Below are 22,902 nucleotides of genomic sequence, written 5' to 3'. Positions count from 1 at the left end.
GCTTACCATCCAATCTCATAGGCAGTCTGAGGCTGATCATTGATCACAACTTCGGTAATCTTACCACTATTGACACGAATGATGGTTCTTGCCATATCCGCAATATTTTGGTTGTGCGTCACCATGATGAGGGTAAAGCCCAGCTTTTCCTTTAATTTCCAGATATAGTCCAGAATCTTGCGCCCTGTTTCTTCATCCAGGGCTCCCGTCGGCTCATCTAAGAAAAGAATCTCTGGCTTTTTGGCCAAGGCCCGAGCAATGGAGACTCTCTGCTGTTCCCCACCTGACAATTCACTCGGATACTTGTCCAGCTTATCGCCAAGTCCCAAATCCTCGATAATCTGCAAAAAATCATGATTGTTTGCCAGGTCTGCCCCCATCTTTACATTCTGTCTGACTGTTAGATTAGGCAATAAATAATACTGCTGAAAAATAAAGGCAATCTTCTCACGTCTAAAGGCTGTCAATTGAGTATCTGTGAGTTGAGCCAAATCCTGTCCTTGAATGAGTATATGTCCCTCGTCTACCTTTTCTAAACCTGACAGAACGTTTAAGAGAGTTGATTTGCCTGATCCAGAAGGACCGAGGATAACCACATCATACTGGTCTTGAAGCTGCAAATCAATCCCTTTTAAAACCTTGGTTTGGCCGTAACTTTTGTGCACATTTTCTAGTTGAATCATTTCTTTCCTACCATTTCTTTGATGAGAGATTGACAAACCTCTGTCAGTAATCCAATCACTTCTTCCATGCTGAATTGATAAATGTCAGAAGCAACCATTGAGGCCATCCCGTGCGAGTAGATAAATAGATGCTGGTACAAGCGACCAGCCTCCTCTACATTCAAAGGATAGTCTGCGACGATCGAATCCAGAACCAATTGGTAACTATAATCCTTCATGGGAAGAAAATCTTGAAAGCGACGAATCGGATCTTTGCTGGGATTTTGGAAAAGCAATTGAAAGAGTTGGGGGTCTTTTGAGGCGAAAAGGATATAAGCAACCCCGACGGATCGAAAAGGCTTCTCATCTTCTAAGGCCTTACGAATATACTCCACCACTACCATTTCCGCAGCACCAATAACCTCTGCTTGTAACTCGGCCATATTGGCAAATTGCCCAAAAATGACTCTTGGTGTGGCTCCCAGTTGCTCCGCTAATGCTCGAGCCGTCAGACTAGCCATGCCCTCTTCTCTCACCAATTGTAAAGCTGTTCCAATGATAGTCTCTTTACTAAATTTAACCTTTGGTGGCATAAGACTCCTTTCGCGCAATATTAGTTGCGCAACACTTGTTGCTTAAAAGAATACCATAAAAAAGAAAGACTTGTAAAGAAAAAACTGTAAAATACAAAACAAAAAGACAGCGAACTTTTTATTTCTTTGCTACTCAGCCGATGGCATCACTTGGCGGGGGTTCGGTATCGATCCAGATAAATTCAATACCGATTTCCCCATTTTTAAACTTGGTCAAGCCAATACCTTTGATTTCCAGTTCATTGAGCCGTTGACCTGTCAAGACTTCTCGTTCTTTCAACTGGAACACTTAAGGGAAACTAATACAAATCTTCTAAGCTTCTGTATTCAATAATTTCATTTTTTATAATATTCTTTTTAAACTCAAAATGTTTTAAAGGATTATCGATTAACACTAACTTTGGAATATCATCTAGGTTGGTGACTAGAGATAAAACAAAATCTGTTTGGAACTCTTTGGCTTTTTCAAACTCGTTGGAAGTCAAACGAATGCGACCCTTAGATTTTCGGATACCTTTTACTTCGGCAAGGTAAGAATGCTCTTGGACATCTACCTGAAAATCATATCCATCACCATAAAGATGGACATCGGTTAACTGTCCACCTTGGAATTTTTCTTCTTTATCAAAGTTGAGTATAAAATAATTTTCCGCTTCCATTCCAGTTTCTTGTAGACGTTTGAATTTAGTTCTAATTATTGATTTTTCAACGATGGTTATGCCTGTTTTCTTTCCTTCACTAGCAAGTAGCATTTTAACGATTTCAGCATAACTATGAACATCTTCATTTCCAAACATCATATCAATTAAATCTTTACGAAAACGGTAAACTTCAGCTTTCTGCCACCAACCTTTTCGATTATTGTCAAAATAAGGATCAAATAAATCCATTCTATTCTTTACAACTCCAGTTGTTTCAGCAATTCCCAGAGAAACCACATAGCGATAAAACTCCGACTTGCTAGAACATTGAAATTCTTTTATAAAAAGCTTGTCAAACTTGGCAAGACCGTAGCCAATTAAATTTAACAATTCATAATGCGGGTGTTTATACTCAATGAAAATCAAAAAGTAAACTAGGAAGCTAGACGCAAGCTGTACTTGAGTACGGTAAGGCGACGCTGACGTGGTTTGAATTTGATTTTCGAAGAGTATTAGACATCACTTTCTCCATCAATAAATATTGGTTTCATTATACCAAAAAAACACGGTTCATCACCGTGTTTCTGTGTTTATTTCACGAGTTTCTTCATCTCATCAATACGTGCTACGGTCGCGTCGTATTTGGCTTGGTAGTCGGCTTGTTTGTCGCGTTCTTTTTGGACGACTTCTGGTTTGGCGTTGGCTACGAAGCGTTCGTTAGAGAGCTTCTTACCGACCATATCCAGTTCTTTTTGCCATTTAGCCAGTTCCTTGTCGAGGCGAGCGAGTTCTTCTTCAACATTGAGGAGGTCTGCGAGTGGCAGGTAGATTTCTGCTCCTGTGATGACGCTTGACATAGCGAGTTCAGGTGCAGGGATGGTTGATGCGATTTCCAAGTGTTCTGGATTTGTGAAGCGTTTGATGTAGTTGACATTGCTGTTAAAGAAGGCTTCCAAGTCGCTATCGCTAGTCTTAACAAGAATAGTGATAGGCTTGCTTGGTGCTACGTTTACTTCCGCACGCGCATTCCGAACAGCACGGATCAAGTCTTTGAGGCTTTCCACGCCAGTGTGAGCAGCAAGGTCTTCAAAGGCTGGGTTAACAGTTGGGTATTCCGCTGTAACGATAGAGCCTTCTGAGATTTGTCCAAAGATTTCCTCTGTCACGAATGGCATGATTGGGTGAAGGAGACGAAGGATCTTGTCCAGAGTGTAAAGGAGAACAGAGCGTGTGATGACTTTCTCTTCTTCATTGTCGCTATAAAGGACTTCCTTAGTCAACTCAACGTACCAGTCCGCAAATTCATCCCAGATGAAGTTGTAGAGGATGTGTCCAGCTACACCAAACTCAAACTTGTCAAAGTTTTCAGTGACTTTTCCGATGGTTTCATTGAGGTTGTGGAGAATCCAGCGATCTGTAACGTTTCCGGCTTCTTTGTTGACCACTTTTTCGACATTGGCAGTTGCTTGCTCAAGGGTCAAGCCTTCATTGTTCATGAGGATGTAGCGAGAGATGTTCCAGATCTTGTTAATGAAGTTCCATGAAGCATCCATTTTCTCATAAGAGAAGCGCACGTCTTGTCCTGGTGCAGAACCGTTTGAAAGGAACCAACGAAGGCTATCTGTTCCGTACTTATCAATAACATCCATTGGATCAATCCCGTTACCGAGAGATTTAGACATCTTGCGTCCTTGCTCGTCACGAATAAGACCATGAATCAATGCATTTTTGAATGGCGATTTGCCAGTAAATTCCAAACCTTGGAAAATCATTCGAGATACCCAGAACGGGATAATATCATAACCAGTCACCAAAGTTGATGTTGGATAATAACGTTTGAAGTCTTCTGAGTCGACATCCGGCCAGCCCATGGTAGAGAATGGCCAAAGAGCCGAACTGAACCACGTATCCAAGACATCTTCGTCCTGAGTCCAACCTTCACCTTCTGGAGCTTCTTCGCCGACATATATTTCACCCTCAGCATTGTACCAAGCAGGGATTTGGTGACCCCACCAGAGCTGACGAGAGATTACCCAGTCGTGAACATTTTCCATCCATTGGAGGAAGGTATCGTTGAAACGAGGTGGGTAGAATTCAACCTTGTCGTCTGTGTCTTGGTTGGCAATGGCATTTTTGGCCAATTGGTCCATCTTAACGAACCATTGAGTAGACAAGCGTGGTTCAACCACAACACCTGTACGTTCTGAGTGACCAACACTGTGAATACGTTTTTCAATTTTAACGAGGGCACCGATTTCTTCCAACTTGGCAACGACTGCCTTACGAGCTTCAAAACGGTCCATGCCTGCAAATTCAAAGGCCAAGTCATTCATAGTACCGTCGTCGTTCATAACATTGACTTGTGGCAAGTTGTGACGTTGACCAACCAAGAAGTCGTTTGGATCGTGGGCAGGCGTGATTTTCACGACACCTGTACCAAACTCAGGGTCGGCGTGCTCATCCCCAACGATTCGGATTAATTTATTAGCAATTGGAAGGATGACGTTTTTACCGATCAAGTCCTTGTAGCGTGGGTCTTCTGGGTTGACCGCAACGGCAACGTCCCCAAACATGGTCTCAGGACGAGTTGTCGCTACTTCAAGGGCGCGTGAACCGTCTTCCAGCATATAGTTCATGTGGTAGAAGGCACCTTCGACATCCTTGTGGATCACCTCGATATCAGAAAGGGCTGTGCGAGCTGCTGGATCCCAGTTGATGATAAACTCACCACGGTAGATCCAGCCTTTCTTGTAAAGGTCCACAAAGACCTTACGAACAGCTTTTGACAAACCTTCGTCAAGAGTGAAACGCTCGCGTGAGTAGTCTACAGAGAGCCCCATCTTGCCCCATTGTTCCTTGATAGTAGTGGCATATTCGTCTTTCCATTCCCAGACCTTGTCGAGGAATTTTTCACGACCGAGGTCATAGCGGCTGATGCCCTCACCACGCAAACGCTCCTCAACCTTAGCTTGAGTTGCAATCCCAGCATGGTCCATCCCTGGAAGCCAAAGGGTATCAAAGCCTTGCATGCGTTTTTGACGGATGATGATATCCTGAAGAGTCGTATCCCAAGCGTGACCAAGGTGAAGTTTACCAGTTACGTTTGGTGGTGGAATCACGATTGAATAAGGCTTAGCCTTTTGATCGCCTGAAGGCTTGAAAACATCAGCATCAAGCCATTTTTGGTAACGACCAGCCTCAACCTCGGCTGGATTGTATTTAGGTGAAAGTTCTTTAGACATGTGTTTGTCCTTTCTCTATTGTATTCATTTTATTTTGAATTTGCTTAGCAACTTCTTTTGCAGTCAAACTCGTATTATTTATTTTAAGGTAGTGGTGCAACTCATTCGGTTGATGTTGGGAATTTAATTGAAGTGTTTCAGCGGTCTCTAAAATTTCTCTTTCAGATACCTCAATATGTCGTTTTAAGGGTTTGTACTTTAATCGATTCTCCGTTTGATTTCGACGTAAACGCTCCTCAAGACTTGTTTCCAACTCAACAAACAGAATCTCTTGATGAAAGTTATCCAATAAATCCTGAATTTGCTTCAAATATATCAGCTGGTACTGATTTGAAAAATCAATTACGTCTGTTAAAATTACTGATCGCTGATTTCTTGCACTTGCTCCAAGGAAAGAAAAGGTCATTCCACGAACAAATTCCCACATTTCCTCTGTAAAGTCCTGATAGATTTCTAGTGCAAAATCGATGGCTTGATGGTTATAAAAGAGGGTAGCATCTGTCAGTCGAGATAACTCTTGACCAATCGTCATTTTTCCTGAGGCCGGAGCACCAATGATGAAAAGATGCATCAAATCACCTCCCACTCACTCTTCAGCAAACCATATCTCAAATCATCACAACGATTGCCTTGGGCATCTTTGCGGTCTCTTATGCGAGCTTCAAGAGTGAAACCAAGTTTCTCTGCGACTCGTTGACTTTGGACATTATAACCAAAACAAGTCAGTTCAATCTTGTGAAGATCCAAATCTTTAAAGGCTAAGTCAATCAAGGCAAACGCTGCTTCTGGTACATAGCCTCGACCCCAATAGTTTGGATGCAAGGTATAGCCAAGCTCTAGCACATCATCCGCATGGCGATGGTTGAAATCAACAGAACCAATGACTTTATCGGTTCCTTTGACGACAATCCCATAGCCAGCTGGGAGATTTTCCTTTTGATTGCGTTCGGGAAGGATATACTCTAGATAGTAAACCTCATCTTCCAAGGTCTTGACGGGTAGAAAGCCTGCTGGGTAAGAGACTTCCGGACGACTAGCATAGGCAAAGATATCCTCAGCATCCGCTACAGTACGAACTCGTAAGACGAGTCGTTCGGTTTCTAATCGTTCTGGTAATTCAGCTCTTGACATCCTTCATCCTCACTTTCTTGATGAAGCTCCCCATAGGGTCAACACGGTTATCTAAATAGCGATAAACGCGCTGGTGACCGTCCCCCATAAAGTAAGTCGGTGAAAAACGGTCATTTTTAAAATGCCCTTTCTCATCCAAGAGTTCAGGATTAGCCAGTCGCTCGATAATCTTGGCAAAGATATGACAGATTCCATCCTCCTCGATAATTCTATCAACTTGACATTCTAACACGACTGGACAAATCTCTAAAATCGGTGCCTGAGTCCGTTCAGAAATCTCGTAGTCTAGCCCCAGGTGTTTCAATTTCTCTCTATGACTGATAAAACCAGCCTGCTCCATCTCGAGCATGAGATTTTCATCAGGGATATTCACGGTGAACTGTTGATAATGCTTAATCTGCTCAGCCGCATTTTCCTCAGCACCAACACCAATGACTAGCCAATCTCCCAAGCTATAAGAGGAGCTACAGGTCGTAATATTGTGTCCAAAATTCTGATCCTGATACCCCAAAATGAAGATAGGAAAACCATAATAGAGTTTACTTGTTTTAAAAGATTGCTTCATAACAACCCCCTTTGACTAAGACACAAAAGAAAAGCCCTGCCATCTACATGACAGGGACGAATGTGTTTATCCGCGGTACCACCCAATTTCGGGCAGTTGCCCGCAACTCTCGTCTTTAAAATAAAAAGACAATATTATTTCATTTTTCAGTCATTAGCAACCAGTTTTGACACATTTGTGGACTTCTCAGCGCCGCCACTTTCTGTAAAATGTAGGATTCAAAACACCTCTAATGGCTCTATTGTAGCAAGATTTTTTCGGAAATGCAAGGCACAAGAAAAATTACTTGAACTTGATGCCGTTTTCTTTCAATTTCTTGATGGTAGCTGGGCCGATTCCTTTCAAGGCAAGGAGTTCTTTTTCAGTCCAATTTTTGAAATCTGAAGCAGACTTGATTCCTTCATCATAGAAAGTTTTGGCACGATCAAGTGGAAGTCCACCCAAGTTTGCTGCAAAATCTTCTACAGAATTGGCTACTTTTTGAGCTTGCTCTTTGGTAGCTTCTACTGCTTGTTCAACCTTTTTAGAAACAGCCTTACCAGCTTGGCTTGCTGACTGTTCTGCACGTTTTACGACTTTTTTTGTCTCTTCTACAACCTTAGTCACAGTACTTGAGAAAGCACCTGCACGACGGAGGCTATTTCGTAATTGTTTTTTACGATTGAGTTTCTTTGACATGATAAAATCCTTTCAATAAAAAACCCCTGCTCTGACAAGGATTTAATATAAATATTCTATCAAGATTTTAGTAAAAAATCAAGAATCTATCTCGTTTAATAATTTCGCTCACCAAACAAGCCTTCTGGCAAATCATGGAATCCCTTGCCTGCTTTGAAGTTTTCAAACTTACCAAGCAAGAACTGATAAGCATCCAAGCGACTTTCGTAGCGAATCATGGCATCTTTGGCACGCTCGTCTTGATCCTCTTCGTAGACTTTTTGGCTTTCCTTGTGTGCCATGTCATTGATCATAATCTGGGTATTGACCCAAGCTTCAAATTCCTTCATAAATTCTTGTTCGTAACTCATTTTTTCTCCTTATTCTAATCCACGGAAATAGTCCGTGTCAATCTCACGGTAGGGCTGAATATCCTGAACGTACTCCAACACACCTTGGAATTCTCCCTCTTCATCGTGGACTGCAGCGTAGGTGATGTGGACAAACTTACCTCGCGACTCAGACTTGAACCACATTTCATACTTGTCCTTAACTCCTTCACGAAGCCCCTTCATGATGGTCTTTACCTTGTCCAAATACTTAGGCGGATGGCAAAGTTCAACATTACGCCCGACTTGGGACGGCGTCCGTTTGAAAATCATCTCATCAGCTGGCGTATTGTCATTGTAATACTGGAAAATGTCTTCTTTATTGACAAAAGTAATCTCCATAGGGAGGTGATTGAGGATGAGATTAGCCTGCTCGACCGAGAGATAGCCATTGCCAAAAGCCTGTTGACTATAGCGGTCCATCACTGCTTCCTTTTCCTTAGGGGTAAAGGTAATGGTGAACTGGCCTTCTGGCGTATCGATAACTTGCTGAACTTGCCCCTTTGCCGTTTCTAGCTGAATAGGCTCCTCTGTGCTCTTTTCCTCAACAAAACTCTGTCTTTCTGGCACCCATTTCTCAGACGGACGGATGATGGCATAGCCATAGGCATCACTCTCCTCCTCAATCTGAAGCCAGTCATCCTGAGTGAAGGACTCAAGGAGAATCATGAGAAGGATAGACTCTTCCTTGAAAATCATACTTTCAAACTCTGTCGCAAAAGCTTCAAAATCTTCTTTTACACTGCCAATAGACACTTCTGGTAGTGACTTGGCTGTCGCTAGGGCTGTCTGAAAGAGTTCCCTAATCTGGTCATCCACTCCCCACATAACTTTAGGAGGTGAATCGTGTCCATAGCGCTCCATGATAGGAAAGAAGAGTTCTTCCTTGCGCTGGTAATGGATATCAAATTGACCGACAAGGCCCATTTGACGGACCAAACCCTTGCGCATCTCTGCCAGCATTTCCTCGTCTTCCATAGACTCATAAGTATCTAACAATCTACGAATGCGAATCAAGGCAGCGCGGAGAGCCAGATTTTCATCCTTGAAGATCCGAACTGGGTGGCCAGGGTGCTCGGTATCTGCAACTTCGACACCCTTAACAGCATTTTTAAAAAGATTGGCATGGACGTCACAGAGTTCCATGACATCTTCAAAGGTGACACCTGAGTCTGAGTTCATCAGCTCGTGCTCCATAAGGGAAATCTCGATGGCTGAAACACCTGTAAAGGTCGCATCAAAGCGCTCCTGAACCGACTCAGGAGAGGCACCATTGTGCAATTCTAACAAAATATCCCGTAGGACATAAATCCGTTCGTCTGCCATTAGTCTAATCCAATCACTTCGTAGCCATTTGCTTCCAGCGTGCAAACAATCTTATCCATAGGAGTTCCTTCAAGCTTAGAACCCTGCTTAAGCGATACTTTGCGACCGACTGTGTTGCGCATCAAGGGATTAGCAAGTGGTTTAAAACCGAGCTCTACTAGGATTTCCAAGACTTCTGGATGCTTATCCACCACTTCTGCAACAGGAATTGACACATCGATGATATTGTCCATGACGACCTCCACTGAATCTTCTAAAATGATTTTACTGCTTATATTATACCATATGGAAAGAGATTAAAAAACTAGCAGTACAAGACTTGCTAGTTCTCTGAGATTTGAATTACGGACTAAAAAAGTTTAAAGAGCCAATCCAATAGCTTAAATAATATCTTGTAAAACAGCAATTGGACTGCAAAAGAGATGATCATCCATAGGAATTTCACAATTCCAATAATCGGTTTGATAAAAATAATGGCAAGAAGACCCAAAAAAAATTTCATTCTCTCTCCTCTGGCTTGATGAGCCACTGAGCCGTATCCATCAACTTGTCTGCAATAAAGAGTTTCCCCAGACTGACAACAACATTATCATCTTTCTTTATCGTTTTCATTACTTTTACACCTTGCATGGTCAAAAAGTAATTACCGTAAATTTTAGCAAAAGCTTTGATAGGATTCATCTCACTCACCCTCGATTATTTCAGCCTCTTTTCGGATTGTTTCAACATCTTCTTGATATTGAACTTCACTATAATTGACTAGTTTGGACAATTCTTTCTGCAAGCTTTCACCCATCGGTTTCATAGTTGCAAAGGTTAAACCACCTGAAATGATACCTCCCAAGATAGGTATGAATTTCCCCATTCCTTTGGCCAACCCTCCCTTGGTAAGATTCACACCAAATATTCTTAAGACTTTTTTCAAAATAGGGTACCAAAGCGTCTTCGTTAAAGCTTTATTAGGTACTGTTTTCATTACCTGTTTGGCAATTGTTATACCGCCTGCACGTAGCAAAGCAGCGGTTCCATTTACCCCCAACATGACGCCTAGATAAAGCAAGAGGGTATTTTGAGCATCTTCACTCAACTCCTCGCGTGAAGCCCAAAGATCCTCATAACCATAAATATAACCTAATTCTTGAGCCAATTTCAGAGAGAAACCATAAAATTGAGCCACATCAGCTGGAATGGTAATCGCCATAGCAATCCCTCCAGGTAACCCTGCCAAAACAGAGGTTCCACTCGCCAATAAAACATTATCCCTAATGCAGGCATTAGCCACTCGATCTAAGGTTTCTTGAGATAAGAGAGACGTTGGGCCTTGTTCTAATAAGGTAGGAATGTCCTGTGGATCCAATTCTTTGGAAAACTTATCCACTAAAAATTTCGAACGATCAACCTTAACAACTGGTAGTTTTACCACTTGTTGTAATACTTGCATAGCTAAGTCTTGTTCAGCCATATAAATACCTCTTCCTCTTGTGTCTTTATTTCATAATATCACACTATCTAAATTTTATAAAGCTTTTTAATAATATTTAACTCTAGAAAGATTCCGCCAGCATCTTTTATTGCCTCTTCCCCAACAAAAAAGAGGGTTGCCCCTCTTCTTTAGTTCTTATCCAGATTGCGTAGCATTTCGTCAATCTTATTCCCATATTCGATGGATTCGTCTTTGACGAAGGTCAAATCTGGAATTTTGTACAATTTCAAATTGCGACCAAGTTCACGTTTGATGGTACCAGTCGCTTTTTCAAGCCCGATTTGAGCTTTCTGGTTATCTGAAGCAAGGTTACTCAAAATGGTGTAGTAAACCTTGGCAACAGACAAGTCACCTAGCATCTGAACATCTGTGATGGTCACGCCTTGGACACGCGGATCACGGACTTTCTTTTGCAAAATCTCATTGACTTCACGCTTGATTTCCATGCCCACACGATCCGTACGGAAATGATTTGCCATGATATTCCTTTCTCTACTTTGAACCAAAAGCTAGGCCAGCAGACCTAGCTATTTTTATTAGATAGAGGAACTAGAGCCATTTGAATCTAGGAAACAAGCCTTAGATAGAACTGAGGTTCATCAAGGCGCTGTTGACGACGAGTCAAATTGGCTATCGTTTCTCTATTATCGTTTGATTTCTTCCATGACATAAGCCTCAATCACATCATCAGTCTTGATATCATTGTAGCCGTCAATCATCAATCCACCTTCACGACCATTTGTAACTTCTTTGACGTCGTCTTTGTAGTGTTTCAAGCTTGCGAGTTCGCCATCATAGATAACAACACCGTCACGGATAACACGAACTTTAGAGTCACGGGTAACCTTACCGTTGATAACCATGAATCCACCGATAGTTCCCACTTTAGACACCTTGAAGGTTTCACGAATAACTGCTTCACCGATAACTTTTTCTTCGAATTCTGGATCAAGCATCCCTTTCATAGCTTCTTCCATCTCTTCGATAACCTTATAGATAATGCTGTGGAGACGGATTTCTACATCGTCAGCTTCTGCTTGTTGACGAGCTTGTGGTGTAGGGCGTACGTTGAAACCAACGATGAAAGCATTTGAAGCTTCGGCAAGGGTTACGTCAGATTCGTTGATGGCACCGACTGCTGAGTGGACGATGGTCACTTTGACACCTTCCACATCGATTTTTTGAAGTGAGGCAGAAAGGGCTTCAACAGAACCTTGTACGTCGGCCTTGATGATAACGTTAACTGACTTAAGTTCACCAGCTTTAAGCGTATCAAAGAGGTTTTCAAGGCTGACACGTTGAGTAGCTTGGCGTTGTTTCATGAGGGCACGTTTGGCACGCTCTTCACCGGCTGCACGCGCAGATTTTTCATCTTCGTAAACGGCAAAGTGGTCACCCGCCATCGGCGCTTCATTCAAACCTGTGATAGAAACTGGTGTTGATGGGCCTGCAACCTTAACACGACGACCAAGGTCATTAGTCATAGCACGAACACGACCGAAGGTATTTCCGACAACGATTGGATCTTGGACATTCAAGGTACCTTGTTGAACAAGAAGGGTTGCGACCGCACCTTTTCCTTTATCCAAGCGTGCTTCGATAACTGTACCAATAGCACGAACTGTTGGGTCTGCCTTGAGTTCTTGGATTTCAGCCACAAGAAGGACTGTTTCCAACAATTCTTCAATGTTTTGATTGAATTTAGCCGAGATTTCAACAAATTCAGAATCTCCACCCCAAGCCGTTGACATAACTCCATGCTCTGCCAATTCACCGATAACACGTTCTGGGTTGGCACCTGGTTTATCAATCTTGTTGATGGCTACGATAATTGGAACGTTGGCCGCTTTTGAGTGGTTGATGGCTTCGATAGTTTGAGGCATAACCCCGTCGTCAGCCGCTACAACCAAGATGGTAATATCGGTAACAGATGCACCACGCGCACGCATAGAGGTAAAGGCCGCGTGTCCTGGTGTATCAAGAAAGGTAATCTTCTTGCCATTCTCAACGATTTGGTAGGCACCGATATGCTGAGTGATACCACCTGCTTCACCTGTCGCGACGCGAGAGTTACGAAGGGTATCCAAGAGGGTTGTTTTACCGTGGTCAACGTGTCCCATGATAGTTACAACTGGTGGACGCTCAACCAATTCATCTTCATTAAGATAACCATCTTCGACAAAGAAACGTTCGATGTCGGCATTATCCACTTCAACCTTTTGTTTGGCTTCGATACCATAATCCACCATGAGGAGTTCAATTGTTTCCCCATCCAAAGATTGGTTTTGTGTTGCCATAACACCCATCATAAAGAGTTTCTTAACGATTTCAGCTGGTTCACGTTTGATACGTTTTGCGATTTCCGCAACAGTCATACCATCTGTATACTCAAATTCTGTTGGCAATTCATGGAATTTACGCTCTGTAACAGGTTTTGGAGCCTGATTACGGTTGTTCTTGTTATTGCCTTTTTTGTTCTTCTTATTGTTATTCCAGTTACTATTCTTTTGATTTCTCACTTGATTTTGACTACTTCGATTCTTTTGTTGTTTTCTAGGACCATCTTCTTCGTGATCATAATCGTCACGATTTTTGTCTGGTCGAGCTTGTTTTTTACGACGTGTATCCACTGCAGGTTCTTTTTTCTCAGGGACGACTTCAACCACTGCTTGAACTTGCTGTGCTTGTTGCGCTTGTTCAGCTAACTTAGCCGCTTCTTCAAAGATTTCCTCTGGTTCCTTGCGTTTGTTAGCTTGAGCCAAGGCTTCTTTAGCAGCCTGATACTGCTTGAAGCGTTCCTCGCTTGAACGTGCGTACTCTGCATTTTGCTCTGCTTTTAGGGCTGCTGCACGGGCTTTAAAGTCAATGCGTGGAGCCGCTTGATTTGGACGTTTGTCCTCTTGTTGACGGCGCTCATTACCACGATTTTGCTGACCTTGCTGTTTCTTAGCTTGGTCATTAAAGCGACGATTATCGCGGTTGCCTTGACCTTGTTTTCCACCATTACGGCCGTCGTTTTTCTGACGGTTTCCGTTTTGTTGTTGGTCACGGTTATTGCCTTTATTTTGCTTGCGTCGTTCTGCCTGCTCTTTGGCACGGGCTTCACGCTCAGCCTTGAAATTACGGCTTTGCGGTTTAGCCGCTGCTTTTTCTGCTTTAGGAGCGACTGGCTCAGCAGGTTTTGCCTCTTCCTTAGCTACAGCTGGTTTAGCTGGCTCAGATTTTTCGGCTTTCTTTTCTGCACTTGCTTTTGGTGCTGCAGGTTTTGCTTCTTCTTTCGGAGCAGCTGCGGACTTAAAGCTGGCAGCGATTTTTGCAGCGACAGCTTCTTCCACACTTGATGAGTGGCTTTTCACATCCAAGCCCAACTCTTTTGCACGCGCTACAACTTCCTTACTTTCTTTTCCAAGTTCTTTTGCGATTTCGTACAATCTTTTCTTAGACAAATCATGTCCTCCTCTTCTATTCCATAAGAGACCTCATTTTCTTTGTAAATCCAGCATCTGTTACAGCCAAAACCTTTCTCGATTTCCCGACTGCTATGCTTAATTCCAGTGTTGAAAACACGGTTACAATTTCTACTTGATAATAATGACTTTTATCTTGAATCTTCTTGGTCAGATTGGGTCCAGCATCATGAGCTAGAAAGACCAACTTGGCCTTGCCATCTTGAATGGCTTTAACGACCAATTCTTCACCCGATATGATCCGCCCTGCTCGCTGAGCAAGTCCCAAGAGATTGCTTATCTTTTGCTTATTCAAGTCCTAACTCTCTTCTTTTTACTTTATGATCCACATAAGCAATCAACTCGTCATAAAAGCTTTCTTCTACTTCCATGTCAAAGCTACGGTTAAAGACCTTCTTCTTTTTCGCCTCTAGGGCTTCTTTATTGTCTAGCTTGATATAAGCGCCACGGCCATTGGCCTTGCCTGTCGGATCGATAAAGACTTGTCCTTCCTTGTTCTTGACAATGCGGAGCAAATCACGCTTATCAATCACTTCATTGGACACAACAGACTTGCGCAAAGGGATTTTTCTCGTTTTCATCTTTCCCTCCTCTAGCAGCTTTTATTCTTCTACAGTATCGTTTTCTGCTTCCAAATCTACCGAACCAGCTTCTTCCATGGCTTCAAATTCGCTAGCAGACTTGATATCGATACGGTAACCAGTCAAGTGAGCTGCCAAGCGAACGTTTTGCCCACGACGACCGATGGCAAGAGAAAGCTTGTTATCAGGAACAACCACCAAGGCACGTTTGCTGTCGTTTTCATCAAAGATAACTTGGTCAACTTCAGCAGGAGCGATGGCATTGTAGATAAATTCAGCTGGATCTGCTACCCACTCGATAACGTCTATGTTTTCTTCGATTGGCACCATACGGTCGCTCTTGGCATCGTAACGTGCTGGGTGGAACTTGCTAGTAATCTTCTTGATATTCGCTCCGCCGCGTCCAACGATTGTACCGATAGCGTCTACGTTTGGATTATGGCTACGAACGGCAACCTTAGTACGGTCACCAGCTTCTCGAGCCACGCTCATGATTTCAACAGTTCCATCATAAACTTCTGGAATTTCTTGCTCCATCAAGCGTTTGATCATTTCTGGATGGCTACGGCTAACAAAGACGTTGACACCGCGAGGGTTGTCTTCAACCTTGTAGACATACACTTCGATACGATCATGAGAAGCAAAAACTTCACCAGGAATTTGGTCTTGTTTTGACAATTGGGCTTCGATGCTACCGAGATTGACATAGATAAAGCGGTTGTCAAAGCGTTCTACTGTACCAGACATGATTTCTTGCTCATGTTCTTTGTAAGTATTGTAAGTGATGGCACGTGTTTGCTTGCGCATTTTTTCCATGATGGTTTGTTTGGCAGATTGAGCTGCTACACGACCAAACTCAGCAGGTGCTTCTTCAAACTTGATTTTGTCACCAAGTTCATAGGCTGAATTAATGGCAAGAGCGTCTTTCAAGCTGATTTCCAAACGGCTATCAAATACTTCATCAACCACTTCACGGACAGTATAAACTGTAAAGTCACCTGTTTTTTCGTTAAAGTCAATAGCTACGCTGTCTGATTGACCATAGCGTCTGCGATAAGCGGAACGAAGCGACTCTACTACTGCGTCGATGATATCTTCTTTTTTGATTCCCTTGTCTTCTTCCAAAATGCGGAAGGCCTCTAGCATTTCTTTACTCATGTTTTCTTCACTTTTGAATCCTCAAAAGCTATCCTTTCTTTTTCTATAATTTAACTGCTAAACGTGCTTTTGATACTAAACTGTATGGAATTTGGACGGTTTTCTTACGCGTCTTGTCCATATATTCCATGGTCAACTCGTCCTCTTCAAAGGCCAACAGAGTTCCTTCAAAGACTTTTTGCTTATCGATGGCTTGGTAGAGCCCGACATGGATGTATTTCCCAACCGCTCCAGCTACGGCATCCTTGGTTTTCAAAGGACGTTCCAAGCCTGGACTGGTGATTTCTAGGAAATATTGTTCTGGGAAGGGATCTGGCTTGATGGTGTCTAGGACAGGACTGATAATTTCTGTCAAGTCTGCCGTGTCGTTCAAGGTAATTCCTTCAGGTTTATCTACAAAAATACTGAGAATCATGTCACTGCCAATCTTTCCATACTCGATATCCACGAGTTCGAAAGGTGCTTCTATGACAGGTTCTACAACTTCTCTGACTAATTCTACGATTGTTGCGATTGCGTCCACCTCCTCATAAGCAAGAGGCGAAGATATTTCCCCGCCTCACTTTTCATATTCTTGCTACAAGTATAACACAAATCAAGCTAACCTGCAAGGATTTAACCTTGAAGCTTTTTGTCTAGGCTTACAAGACTTACTGCGCCTCTCCTAATAATCCTAAGTCGTATTTCCAAGTTAAAATACGTCTCACAGACTCATCAATACGCTCTTCTGTCAGTTCTCCAGAGGAAATTTTCTTTAATAGATAAGGAATCTGGGTTTGATATGAAGACCCTAGAATCAGGTCATTTCCAGCTACAATCACTTGAAAAGCAGCCTCGTCCTGACTGACAAAATCGGCTATTCCTGCCATATCAAAATCATCTGTCATAATGACACCTTTGAAATGCAGTTCCTTCCGAAGAAGGTCAGTGATTTTCGGTGAGATAGATGATGGCACCGTGTCAATTTTAGATAAGATATTGTGAGAGACTAAGACACTATCTGCCCCTGCATCTATCCCAGCTTGAAAGGGAAGAAAATCTGCTTGTCTTAATTCATCCAGAGAACGGTTGTCTTGGATAATAGCGGTATGACTATCTCCATTATCTCCATATCCTGGAAAATGTTTCAAGGTTGACCCAACCTTACTCTTTTTAAGTTCTTCTACGACCTGCTGAACATAGCTTGCAGTTGTTTGGACATCTTGTCCAATCGTTCGATCATAAATGAAGGCTGACTGGTCCCTTGCAAGATCCGCAACCGGGAAAAGGCCAGCATTGATGCCAACAGATTTTAGTAACTCTGCCTTCTGCTTCGTATCAGAAAGCACCGCCTCCATTCCCCCTTGCTGATAAAGTGCCCTAGGAGATCGGAAAGGAGTTTCTAAAATCGAACTGATACGAGTCACTGTCCCTCCTTCTTCATCTGAACCAATCAATAAAGGAATCTTGGCAGCAGCTTGGTAGTCCTTTGTCAAAGCCTTTAAATCCTCTATGCTTCGTCCCTCAAAATCTCTGCCAAATAAGATATACCCAGACAAATGATAGGATTGAAGATCTTCTATCTGATGATTAGAAGGAACTCTGGCCCAAAATAATTGTCCTACTTTCTCCTCCAAGGTCATCGTGGCCAATCTGTCTTCGATAACCTTATTTTCCTCTCCTTCACTGGTTTCAATAGTTGTCTCAGTTTTTTCTACTTGGGCCTCTGTTTCTGCTTGCACCTCTACTTGTCTATGTTGTTGATAATCAGAAAAAATCAAACCAACTATCACAAGGAAAAAGAAAAGATAGAATACAAAAGGATTTATACTATTTCTCATAACCTTTTCATTATACCACTTATCTGGCCGCAAATACACACTTAGCAAAAACCAACCGTTTTGAAATCAAACTAAAAGGACCTAATTCTGTGCAATACAGAACTAAATCCTTAGAATATATGATAACTTTTTGAGTGCGAAACAGTTTTTTGAAATCTCTTTAGATTAAAACTGAGCCTCAACTCGGTAGATAACTTGCCCCTTGTTGGAGAATTTTTGCTCGTATTCTGTCATGACATTGCCTTCAAAATCACTGTCATGTAAGTCTAGCCAGATACCATTGAGCTTCATGCCATACTGAGAAAAGCTCACTAGGCTGTACTCAAACAAGCCACGGTTATCCGTCTTGAAATGAATTTCTCCATTTTCAGGCAAGATACGTTTGAAGGTATCCAAGAAGGTTTTGTAGGTCAAACGACGCTTTTCATGGCGTTTTTTCGGCCATGGATCTGAAAAGTTCAGATACAAACGATCAATCTCACCGTCTTCAAAGTAGTCGGTCAAGTCAGAACCATCTACCCACAAGAGCTTGATGTTAGGCACTCCAACTTCAAGCACCTTGTCCAAAGCGTAGCTCAAAACAGACTTTTGAATATCAATCCCGATATAGTTGATGTCAGGGTTTTGCTTAGCCATACCTGAAACAAAAGCACCCTTTCCACTTCCAACTTCCACATGAATGGGATTATCATTGCCAAACAAGTCCCGCCATTTCCCCTTGGCTTCCAAGGGATTGAGGACCACATACTGGGGATTTGCCTCTAGTAATTCTGTCGCCCCTTTACGATTTCTAACTCTCATCTTCTCTTTCCATACTTGTCTCGGAAGTGACGCAAGCCATGGATCTCCCGATTGACATTTTCTAAATCTTGGTTCATATAATACTTGGAAATCTGGCTCAAATAAGAGAACTGACCGTACCAATACAATTTACTTAATACTGTTTGATTGTACTTGTAACCGTAGTAGGTCAACCATTCCTTCCACTGATGTTCTGGAATATAATGACAGAGCATATGGGCCACATCAAACATGCGGTCGGTCAAACGAACCGAATCCCAATCCACCAAATAAATCAAGCCACTGTCTGTCTCAATCCAATTACTATGTCGTACATCTCCATGGACAATGGTCGCATGGTCCTCTCTAAATCCTGGAATAGTCTGACGTAAATCAGCCATCACTTCACTGATAAAATGATTTTTACGCAAAGCATCTGGAGCAGTTTCCTGCCAAGACTGCAGTAAATCTACAGGTGTTTCCATGGCATACCCCAAACGACTCAACTGTGTCATCAACGGACGTGAGCGATGAAGACGGGTTAAAATATTGACGATTTGTTTACGATTCATATCATAGGGGGTCAATATCTTGCCTGTCAACCATTCTTGAGCACACATATCACGCCCATCTGCCAAACGGCGACTCCATAATAATTGTGGAGCAATTTGTTCTCTAGCTAGACCAGGTAGGATTGGAGAGGTGTTCATTTTTACAAAGATGCGCTTCCCATCAGGATAGCTACCCATATAAGCCTTGCCACTTTTCCCAGGTATGGGAGTCAGTGTTAGCTCATTATCACCCAAATCCATTTCTTTCCTCCGTATAAAGTTTCCTTACTATTCTACTAGTTTTTGGGCTATTCGTCAACCGCTCCACACCCGATTCTCAAAGAAAAGCCTCTAGATTGGCTTGGGTATCATTATAGAAAGAAAAAGGTAAGCACAATCTCCTACTTACCTTTTCATAATTTTTATAAATAATATAAGAGTGGCCAACTGTTGTAAAACATGTGGACTAGAGTAGAAACCCATAAGTTTTGGCTCTTTTTATAAGCAAAGCCCAGCAACAAGCCCCCAAGTAGATAAAAAATAAACGAAGGGACATTAGAAGGTCCATGCATGAAAGAAAAGAGAGAGGAAGTTAGCACAAGCCCTAACCAAGAATTGTCAAAAACGGCACCTTGAAGAAGTCCTCTGAAAATGAGTTCCTCCTGGATGGGACCAAAAACTGAGGAAGTCAAAATCAAAGACAGAGAAATTCCTCTGCTGACTTCCGCCAAGTGTTGAACTCCCGCGCCAGAAGAAACAGCGAAGAAATGAATATAAACCAGCGTCTCAAGTACACTTAGAAGAAAGATTGCAATGAAAAGCAAAAGGTCTTTCTTGCTTAACATCCCAAAAGAAATCATTTCAAACTTTCTAGCATAAGCAACACTCAGCGAGGTTACAAGAAGACTTACAATAATCAATTCAGATTCATTTTGAAAAAAATCCCCGTGGTTAATCGTATAAGGAACTGTAATGACGATTAGTAGTACTAAAAATCCAAAACAAAAGGCATGAAATTTATCAAAAAACTTCATAAAATTATCCTCCTCAACAAACAGACTTCCCTACAAGTCATCCTTTAACTCTAGTCTTTCCAAAACAAACCATTTTATACTCTTCGAAAACCTCTTCAAACCACGTCAACGTCGCCTTGCCATAGGTATGGTTACTGACTTCGTCAGTTCTATCCACAACCTCAAAATACTCTTTTGAGCAACCTGCGGCTAGTTTCCTAGTTTGCTCTTTAATTTTCATTGAGTTTAAGTTAAAAGTGGTAAACTGTTGTAAAACATATGGACTAGAGTAGAAACCCACAAATTCTGGCTCTTTTTATAAGCAAAGCCCAGCAACAAGCCCCCGAAAAGATAATAGCAAAACGAAGGAATATCATAAGGTTCATGCATGAAAGAAAAGAGAGAGGAAGTCAGTACAAGCCCCAGCCAAGAATTATCAAAAACTGCACCTTGAAGAAGCCCTCTAAGCATGAATTCCTCCTGGATAGGTGCCAAAACTGTAGCACTAACAATAAAGGAAAGCGAAAGTCCTTTACTAGCTTCCTCAAGGTGTTGATCCGAAGCACCAGAAACAACTGAGAAAAAAGCATGATAGCTAATACTTACAAGCACAGTGAGAAGAAAAATTCCAATGAACAGCAAGAGTTGTTTCCTGCTTAACATCCCAAAAGAAATCATGTCAAACCATTTCGCATAGCCAAAACTAAGGAAAAGCAAGAGACTCTTTATAATAATGAATGTGTACTGGTGTTGAAAATAATCCCCTTGATTGACGGAATATCCCGCTGTACCAATGATTGCAAATACTAAAAATCCCAAAAATAAGGCATGGCACTTATTGAAAATGGCCATAAAACTATCCTCCTCAACAAACAAACTTCCCTACAAGTCATCCTTAAGCTCTAACCTTTCCAAAACAAACCATTTGAGTAACCAAAATCCGACCACATAACCACCCCCTAAGAATATAGCCATTAAAGCTAGCATGGAATTTAGGGAATTAAAGACCACCGCAGATACAAAGGTTAACACAAAAACATTAAAGGCAATGGTGTCAGAAGCCAAGACCAGAATATAAGGTGTCAACCAGTCTAAGGTTTTGGAATCTAGGAAAAATAAGTGTTTATACATGATAACCTCCTCTTGCCAGACTATATACTAGTCGCAGATTAAGAAGAAAGTTCTTCCCTACTTTTTATAATACTTCAAGCCCCAAATGAGCAGAAGCATGATGATAAAGCAGAGAATAGCGCCAATATAGGCAATTAATTGTTGATAGGATTCTCCCGCTGTGATACCTCTATACAAACAAATAATAGACATAAAACCTATCAAGCCGATATACATAAGTTGATTGGTTCTAGGACTAACCAAATCATCATCTTCAAATTCTCTTATCCTCATTTCCCTAGTGAGGTAAACAGTAACCAAAATAGATGCCAAGTTAATAACCACTAAAAGAAATTGAAAAATTAAGGAAAAATTTAAAAACTGACGAGATAGAAATAGATAAGTAGAAACAAGTAAAGGCAACTGACCTAGGAACAATCTCGTAAGGAAGATGTTCCGTTTTTTAGCAAGAAAAGCTTTCATTTCTTTGCTCCTTTCTTTTTAGTTAAAGCAAAATAGATCACAACCGCAATCATATAGGCTATGGTATAAAATAGATGATACCAAATACTCTCCCTAAGCGGATAAAGAAGGATAGACATGATCAGATATAGAACGAAAATAATCAGTATTTTTTTCTTCATAAAATTTCCTCCTAAATGTATGCTTTATCTTAGTTGAACTTCAACCTTTACACTGCTAGTATAGCACTCATTTTATCCTTGGAACACTCAAATCATAAATGGTCATCAAAACATCTTGAATTGTAAAAAATTAAAAAAGCAAGCATGAAAAACATACTTGCCCTTTACACCATATTGATACCAACTTAATTTTTAGATTTTTTTCCTGCTATCACATATCATTTTGACAGGCGAAACAATATTAAAGAAACTCCCCTGTAGATTAAACTAGCGATAAAAAATCTCTTTATCTAATTAGATCTATCTTTATTCTTCTTTGGAGATTTTAAAAATTTTTTCCTAATTAAAGAAGTAATAAAAGAAACAAACATACTAACAACAAAAGCAATAAGAAAACTTTTGAAATCCATAATTACCTCCAAGTACAGCTCCTCTACATACAAGCTCAAGCCTTTAAGCAACTATAATAGCCAATTGTAACATTGTTTTTGCATTCACGAGGAATACCTCTTTTTACTTTCGTCCTATTACAACCTTAATAAGATTAGTATACTACTATTTTTTAAAATTTTCCATCCAAATCATAAATGGTCATCAAAACATCTTGAATTGTAAAAAATTTAAAAAGCAAGCATGAAAAACATACTTGCCCTAAGGGAACTTGACAATGTGAAAATACAAAATAGAAAACCATTCCCCTCACTTCCGTCTGTTCTCATATATTCTCATAATTGCAACAAGGATACAGGCTGTCCCACTTGCCAAAACCAGGAGGGTAATGATAATGTTGAGAATTTCAGGCGTCCTCTCTATTCTGTTGACAAGACGGACTAAAGACAATACTGTTAATAAGAGTAAAGCTACTGACTCTGTCCGAATTAAAGAAGCCATTCGGTTCTCAACCGCATATAAGAATGATGGTAACATAACACAGGCTATAGCAATCACAAACAGGTTGCTCCCTGTTTCTTCTCCCTTGTTCACCACCGAAATCATGAGAAGATTCGATGCTATAATCAACGTAGAACAGATGATAAAAAAGGATTTCTTATTCATATAGAACACCTCATATACTATAGTATTTTAATC

General features: G+C 41.4%; 30 protein-coding genes. All 30 read right to left on the bottom strand.

The features are described from left to right. Window positions 1-2: 2 nt before the first annotated feature. The 30 genes from RYK12_RS00720 to RYK12_RS00575 all read right to left on the bottom strand — a co-directional run bounded on the left by RYK12_RS00720 (window position 3) and on the right by RYK12_RS00575 (window position 22,869). Window positions 3-683, bottom strand: coding sequence for an ABC transporter ATP-binding protein (locus RYK12_RS00720; RefSeq protein ID WP_314846435.1), 681 nt, complete (start codon window positions 681-683; stop codon window positions 3-5). Further along, a complete protein-coding gene (locus RYK12_RS00715; RefSeq protein WP_261015985.1) occupies window positions 680-1,255 on the bottom strand; it encodes a TetR/AcrR family transcriptional regulator in 576 nt (191 codons plus the stop codon). The genes RYK12_RS00720 and RYK12_RS00715 overlap by 4 nt, the downstream gene beginning before the upstream one ends. A 133-nt stretch (window positions 1,256-1,388) precedes the next feature. Then, window positions 1,389-1,535: a hypothetical protein gene (locus RYK12_RS00710; RefSeq protein WP_261090045.1), complete on the bottom strand. Its 147-nt coding sequence runs from the start codon at window positions 1,533-1,535 to the stop codon at window positions 1,389-1,391. Window positions 1,536-1,554: 19 nt separating this feature from the next. Beyond that, window positions 1,555-2,313, bottom strand: coding sequence for a DUF3883 domain-containing protein (locus RYK12_RS00705; RefSeq protein WP_261090043.1), 759 nt, complete (start codon window positions 2,311-2,313; stop codon window positions 1,555-1,557). A gap of 173 nt (window positions 2,314-2,486) precedes the next feature. Beyond that, window positions 2,487-5,138: a valine--tRNA ligase gene (locus RYK12_RS00700; RefSeq protein ID WP_314846434.1), complete on the bottom strand. Its 2,652-nt coding sequence runs from the start codon at window positions 5,136-5,138 to the stop codon at window positions 2,487-2,489. Beyond that, window positions 5,131-5,709 carry an AAA family ATPase gene (locus RYK12_RS00695; RefSeq protein WP_314846433.1) on the bottom strand — a complete coding sequence of 193 codons (579 nt, stop codon included), beginning with the start codon at window positions 5,707-5,709 and terminating at the stop codon, window positions 5,131-5,133. The genes RYK12_RS00700 and RYK12_RS00695 overlap by 8 nt, the downstream gene beginning before the upstream one ends. Continuing rightward, complete coding sequence (locus RYK12_RS00690) at window positions 5,709-6,269, bottom strand: GNAT family N-acetyltransferase (RefSeq protein ID WP_000085192.1); 561 nt, start codon at window positions 6,267-6,269, stop codon at window positions 5,709-5,711. The genes RYK12_RS00695 and RYK12_RS00690 overlap by 1 nt, the downstream gene beginning before the upstream one ends. Then, entirely contained in the window at window positions 6,256-6,834 is a 579-nt protein-coding gene (locus RYK12_RS00685) for a flavin reductase family protein (protein ID WP_000813805.1), read from the bottom strand. Before RYK12_RS00685 ends, RYK12_RS00690 begins: the two co-directional genes overlap by 14 nt. Before the next feature lie 282 nt (window positions 6,835-7,116). Beyond that, window positions 7,117-7,512, bottom strand: coding sequence for a helix-hairpin-helix domain-containing protein (locus RYK12_RS00680; RefSeq protein WP_000038635.1), 396 nt, complete (start codon window positions 7,510-7,512; stop codon window positions 7,117-7,119). 95 nt (window positions 7,513-7,607) lie between these two features. Further along, window positions 7,608-7,862: a DUF1912 family protein gene (locus RYK12_RS00675; RefSeq protein ID WP_000119707.1), complete on the bottom strand. Its 255-nt coding sequence runs from the start codon at window positions 7,860-7,862 to the stop codon at window positions 7,608-7,610. Between the two features lie 9 nt (window positions 7,863-7,871). After that, window positions 7,872-9,206, bottom strand: a complete 1,335-nt coding sequence (locus tag RYK12_RS00670; RefSeq protein ID WP_314846427.1) for a DUF438 domain-containing protein — start codon at window positions 9,204-9,206, stop codon at window positions 7,872-7,874. After that, window positions 9,206-9,439, bottom strand: coding sequence for a DUF1858 domain-containing protein (locus tag RYK12_RS00665; protein ID WP_314846425.1), 234 nt, complete (start codon window positions 9,437-9,439; stop codon window positions 9,206-9,208). Before RYK12_RS00665 ends, RYK12_RS00670 begins: the two co-directional genes overlap by 1 nt. A gap of 116 nt (window positions 9,440-9,555) precedes the next feature. Further along, the gene (locus tag RYK12_RS00660) at window positions 9,556-9,708 is read right to left on the bottom strand and encodes a hypothetical protein (protein ID WP_314846423.1); all 153 of its coding nucleotides are present in this window, start codon (window positions 9,706-9,708) and stop codon (window positions 9,556-9,558) included. Further along, window positions 9,705-9,887, bottom strand: coding sequence for a hypothetical protein (locus RYK12_RS00655; RefSeq protein WP_314846422.1), 183 nt, complete (start codon window positions 9,885-9,887; stop codon window positions 9,705-9,707). Before RYK12_RS00655 ends, RYK12_RS00660 begins: the two co-directional genes overlap by 4 nt. 1 nt (window position 9,888) lies before the next feature. After that, window positions 9,889-10,668, bottom strand: coding sequence for a hypothetical protein (locus RYK12_RS00650; RefSeq protein WP_314846420.1), 780 nt, complete (start codon window positions 10,666-10,668; stop codon window positions 9,889-9,891). A gap of 149 nt (window positions 10,669-10,817) precedes the next feature. Continuing rightward, window positions 10,818-11,168 (bottom strand): 30S ribosome-binding factor RbfA, encoded by a 351-nt coding sequence (rbfA, locus tag RYK12_RS00645; RefSeq protein ID WP_001273601.1) that lies wholly within the window; start codon window positions 11,166-11,168, stop codon window positions 10,818-10,820. Between the two features lie 165 nt (window positions 11,169-11,333). Then, window positions 11,334-14,135: a translation initiation factor IF-2 gene (infB, locus tag RYK12_RS00640; protein WP_314846416.1), complete on the bottom strand. Its 2,802-nt coding sequence runs from the start codon at window positions 14,133-14,135 to the stop codon at window positions 11,334-11,336. A gap of 16 nt (window positions 14,136-14,151) precedes the next feature. Continuing rightward, entirely contained in the window at window positions 14,152-14,451 is a 300-nt protein-coding gene (locus tag RYK12_RS00635) for a YlxQ-related RNA-binding protein (protein ID WP_001041390.1), read from the bottom strand. Continuing rightward, window positions 14,444-14,737, bottom strand: coding sequence for an RNase P modulator RnpM (rnpM, locus tag RYK12_RS00630; RefSeq protein WP_000857567.1), 294 nt, complete (start codon window positions 14,735-14,737; stop codon window positions 14,444-14,446). The genes RYK12_RS00635 and rnpM overlap by 8 nt, the downstream gene beginning before the upstream one ends. Before the next feature lie 21 nt (window positions 14,738-14,758). Then, entirely contained in the window at window positions 14,759-15,895 is a 1,137-nt protein-coding gene (gene nusA, locus RYK12_RS00625; protein ID WP_000032285.1) for a transcription termination factor NusA, read from the bottom strand. A 43-nt stretch (window positions 15,896-15,938) separates the two neighbouring features. Beyond that, on the bottom strand, window positions 15,939-16,418 hold the full coding sequence (rimP, locus tag RYK12_RS00620; RefSeq protein WP_001808691.1) for a ribosome maturation factor RimP: 480 nt from the start codon (window positions 16,416-16,418) through the stop codon (window positions 15,939-15,941). A gap of 127 nt (window positions 16,419-16,545) precedes the next feature. Then, entirely contained in the window at window positions 16,546-17,715 is a 1,170-nt protein-coding gene (locus tag RYK12_RS00615) for a glycoside hydrolase family 3 N-terminal domain-containing protein (RefSeq protein WP_314846414.1), read from the bottom strand. Window positions 17,716-17,880: 165 nt separating this feature from the next. Further along, entirely contained in the window at window positions 17,881-18,516 is a 636-nt protein-coding gene (gene trmB / locus RYK12_RS00610; RefSeq protein ID WP_261036262.1) for a tRNA (guanosine(46)-N7)-methyltransferase TrmB, read from the bottom strand. Further along, complete coding sequence (ccrZ, locus tag RYK12_RS00605; protein ID WP_261036263.1) at window positions 18,513-19,307, bottom strand: cell cycle regulator CcrZ; 795 nt, start codon at window positions 19,305-19,307, stop codon at window positions 18,513-18,515. Before ccrZ ends, trmB begins: the two co-directional genes overlap by 4 nt. Window positions 19,308-19,468: 161 nt before the next feature. Further along, complete coding sequence (locus tag RYK12_RS00600) at window positions 19,469-20,080, bottom strand: type II CAAX endopeptidase family protein (RefSeq protein WP_314846413.1); 612 nt, start codon at window positions 20,078-20,080, stop codon at window positions 19,469-19,471. A gap of 225 nt (window positions 20,081-20,305) precedes the next feature. Then, window positions 20,306-20,911, bottom strand: a complete 606-nt coding sequence (locus RYK12_RS00595; protein ID WP_314846412.1) for a type II CAAX endopeptidase family protein — start codon at window positions 20,909-20,911, stop codon at window positions 20,306-20,308. Between the two features lie 30 nt (window positions 20,912-20,941). Next, window positions 20,942-21,190 carry an immunity protein BlpZ gene (gene blpZ / locus RYK12_RS00590; RefSeq protein ID WP_261089980.1) on the bottom strand — a complete coding sequence of 83 codons (249 nt, stop codon included), beginning with the start codon at window positions 21,188-21,190 and terminating at the stop codon, window positions 20,942-20,944. Window positions 21,191-21,247: 57 nt separating this feature from the next. Next, window positions 21,248-21,652 carry an immunity protein gene (locus RYK12_RS00585; RefSeq protein WP_314846411.1) on the bottom strand — a complete coding sequence of 135 codons (405 nt, stop codon included), beginning with the start codon at window positions 21,650-21,652 and terminating at the stop codon, window positions 21,248-21,250. Between the two features lie 451 nt (window positions 21,653-22,103). After that, window positions 22,104-22,223, bottom strand: a complete 120-nt coding sequence (locus tag RYK12_RS00580; RefSeq protein WP_120719202.1) for a PncF family bacteriocin immunity protein — start codon at window positions 22,221-22,223, stop codon at window positions 22,104-22,106. Between the two features lie 289 nt (window positions 22,224-22,512). Then, window positions 22,513-22,869, bottom strand: a complete 357-nt coding sequence (locus RYK12_RS00575; protein WP_080550772.1) for a hypothetical protein — start codon at window positions 22,867-22,869, stop codon at window positions 22,513-22,515. Window positions 22,870-22,902: the final 33 nt, after the last annotated feature.

It is taken from the genome of uncultured Streptococcus sp. (assembly GCF_963518475.1).
GTDB lineage: Bacteria > Bacillota > Bacilli > Lactobacillales > Streptococcaceae > Streptococcus.
This window is presented reverse-complemented; position numbering and strand designations above follow the sequence as displayed.

Bases quoted from the DNA above. Each gene is read 5' to 3' on its own strand.
- RYK12_RS00595 (WP_314846412.1), bottom strand. From the start codon at position 20,911: ATGGCCATTTTCAATAAGTGCCATGCCTTATTTTTGGGATTTTTAGTA.
- ccrZ (WP_261036263.1), bottom strand. From the start codon at position 19,307: ATGGATTTGGGTGATAATGAGCTAACACTGACTCCCATACCTGGGAAA.
- trmB (WP_261036262.1), bottom strand. From the start codon at position 18,516: ATGAGAGTTAGAAATCGTAAAGGGGCGACAGAATTACTAGAGGCAAAT.
- RYK12_RS00650 (WP_314846420.1), bottom strand. From the start codon at position 10,668: ATGGCTGAACAAGACTTAGCTATGCAAGTATTACAACAAGTGGTAAAA.
- RYK12_RS00660 (WP_314846423.1), bottom strand. From the start codon at position 9,708: ATGAAATTTTTTTTGGGTCTTCTTGCCATTATTTTTATCAAACCGATT.
- blpZ (WP_261089980.1), bottom strand. From the start codon at position 21,190: ATGTATAAACACTTATTTTTCCTAGATTCCAAAACCTTAGACTGGTTG.
- RYK12_RS00615 (WP_314846414.1), bottom strand. From the start codon at position 17,715: ATGAGAAATAGTATAAATCCTTTTGTATTCTATCTTTTCTTTTTCCTT.
- RYK12_RS00720 (WP_314846435.1), bottom strand. From the start codon at position 683: ATGATTCAACTAGAAAATGTGCACAAAAGTTACGGCCAAACCAAGGTT.
- RYK12_RS00665 (WP_314846425.1), bottom strand. From the start codon at position 9,439: ATGGACAATATCATCGATGTGTCAATTCCTGTTGCAGAAGTGGTGGAT.
- RYK12_RS00670 (WP_314846427.1), bottom strand. From the start codon at position 9,206: ATGGCAGACGAACGGATTTATGTCCTACGGGATATTTTGTTAGAATTG.
- rnpM (WP_000857567.1), bottom strand. From the start codon at position 14,737: ATGAAAACGAGAAAAATCCCTTTGCGCAAGTCTGTTGTGTCCAATGAA.
- RYK12_RS00685 (WP_000813805.1), bottom strand. From the start codon at position 6,834: ATGAAGCAATCTTTTAAAACAAGTAAACTCTATTATGGTTTTCCTATC.
- RYK12_RS00715 (WP_261015985.1), bottom strand. From the start codon at position 1,255: ATGCCACCAAAGGTTAAATTTAGTAAAGAGACTATCATTGGAACAGCT.
- RYK12_RS00580 (WP_120719202.1), bottom strand. From the start codon at position 22,223: ATGGATTTCAAAAGTTTTCTTATTGCTTTTGTTGTTAGTATGTTTGTT.
- RYK12_RS00655 (WP_314846422.1), bottom strand. From the start codon at position 9,887: ATGAATCCTATCAAAGCTTTTGCTAAAATTTACGGTAATTACTTTTTG.
- RYK12_RS00690 (WP_000085192.1), bottom strand. From the start codon at position 6,269: ATGTCAAGAGCTGAATTACCAGAACGATTAGAAACCGAACGACTCGTC.
- rbfA (WP_001273601.1), bottom strand. From the start codon at position 11,168: ATGGCAAATCATTTCCGTACGGATCGTGTGGGCATGGAAATCAAGCGT.
- RYK12_RS00700 (WP_314846434.1), bottom strand. From the start codon at position 5,138: ATGTCTAAAGAACTTTCACCTAAATACAATCCAGCCGAGGTTGAGGCT.
- RYK12_RS00585 (WP_314846411.1), bottom strand. From the start codon at position 21,652: ATGAAAGCTTTTCTTGCTAAAAAACGGAACATCTTCCTTACGAGATTG.
- RYK12_RS00675 (WP_000119707.1), bottom strand. From the start codon at position 7,862: ATGAGTTACGAACAAGAATTTATGAAGGAATTTGAAGCTTGGGTCAAT.
- RYK12_RS00600 (WP_314846413.1), bottom strand. From the start codon at position 20,080: ATGAAGTTTTTTGATAAATTTCATGCCTTTTGTTTTGGATTTTTAGTA.
- RYK12_RS00680 (WP_000038635.1), bottom strand. From the start codon at position 7,512: ATGTCAAAGAAACTCAATCGTAAAAAACAATTACGAAATAGCCTCCGT.
- RYK12_RS00695 (WP_314846433.1), bottom strand. From the start codon at position 5,709: ATGCATCTTTTCATCATTGGTGCTCCGGCCTCAGGAAAAATGACGATT.
- RYK12_RS00575 (WP_080550772.1), bottom strand. From the start codon at position 22,869: ATGAATAAGAAATCCTTTTTTATCATCTGTTCTACGTTGATTATAGCA.
- nusA (WP_000032285.1), bottom strand. From the start codon at position 15,895: ATGAGTAAAGAAATGCTAGAGGCCTTCCGCATTTTGGAAGAAGACAAG.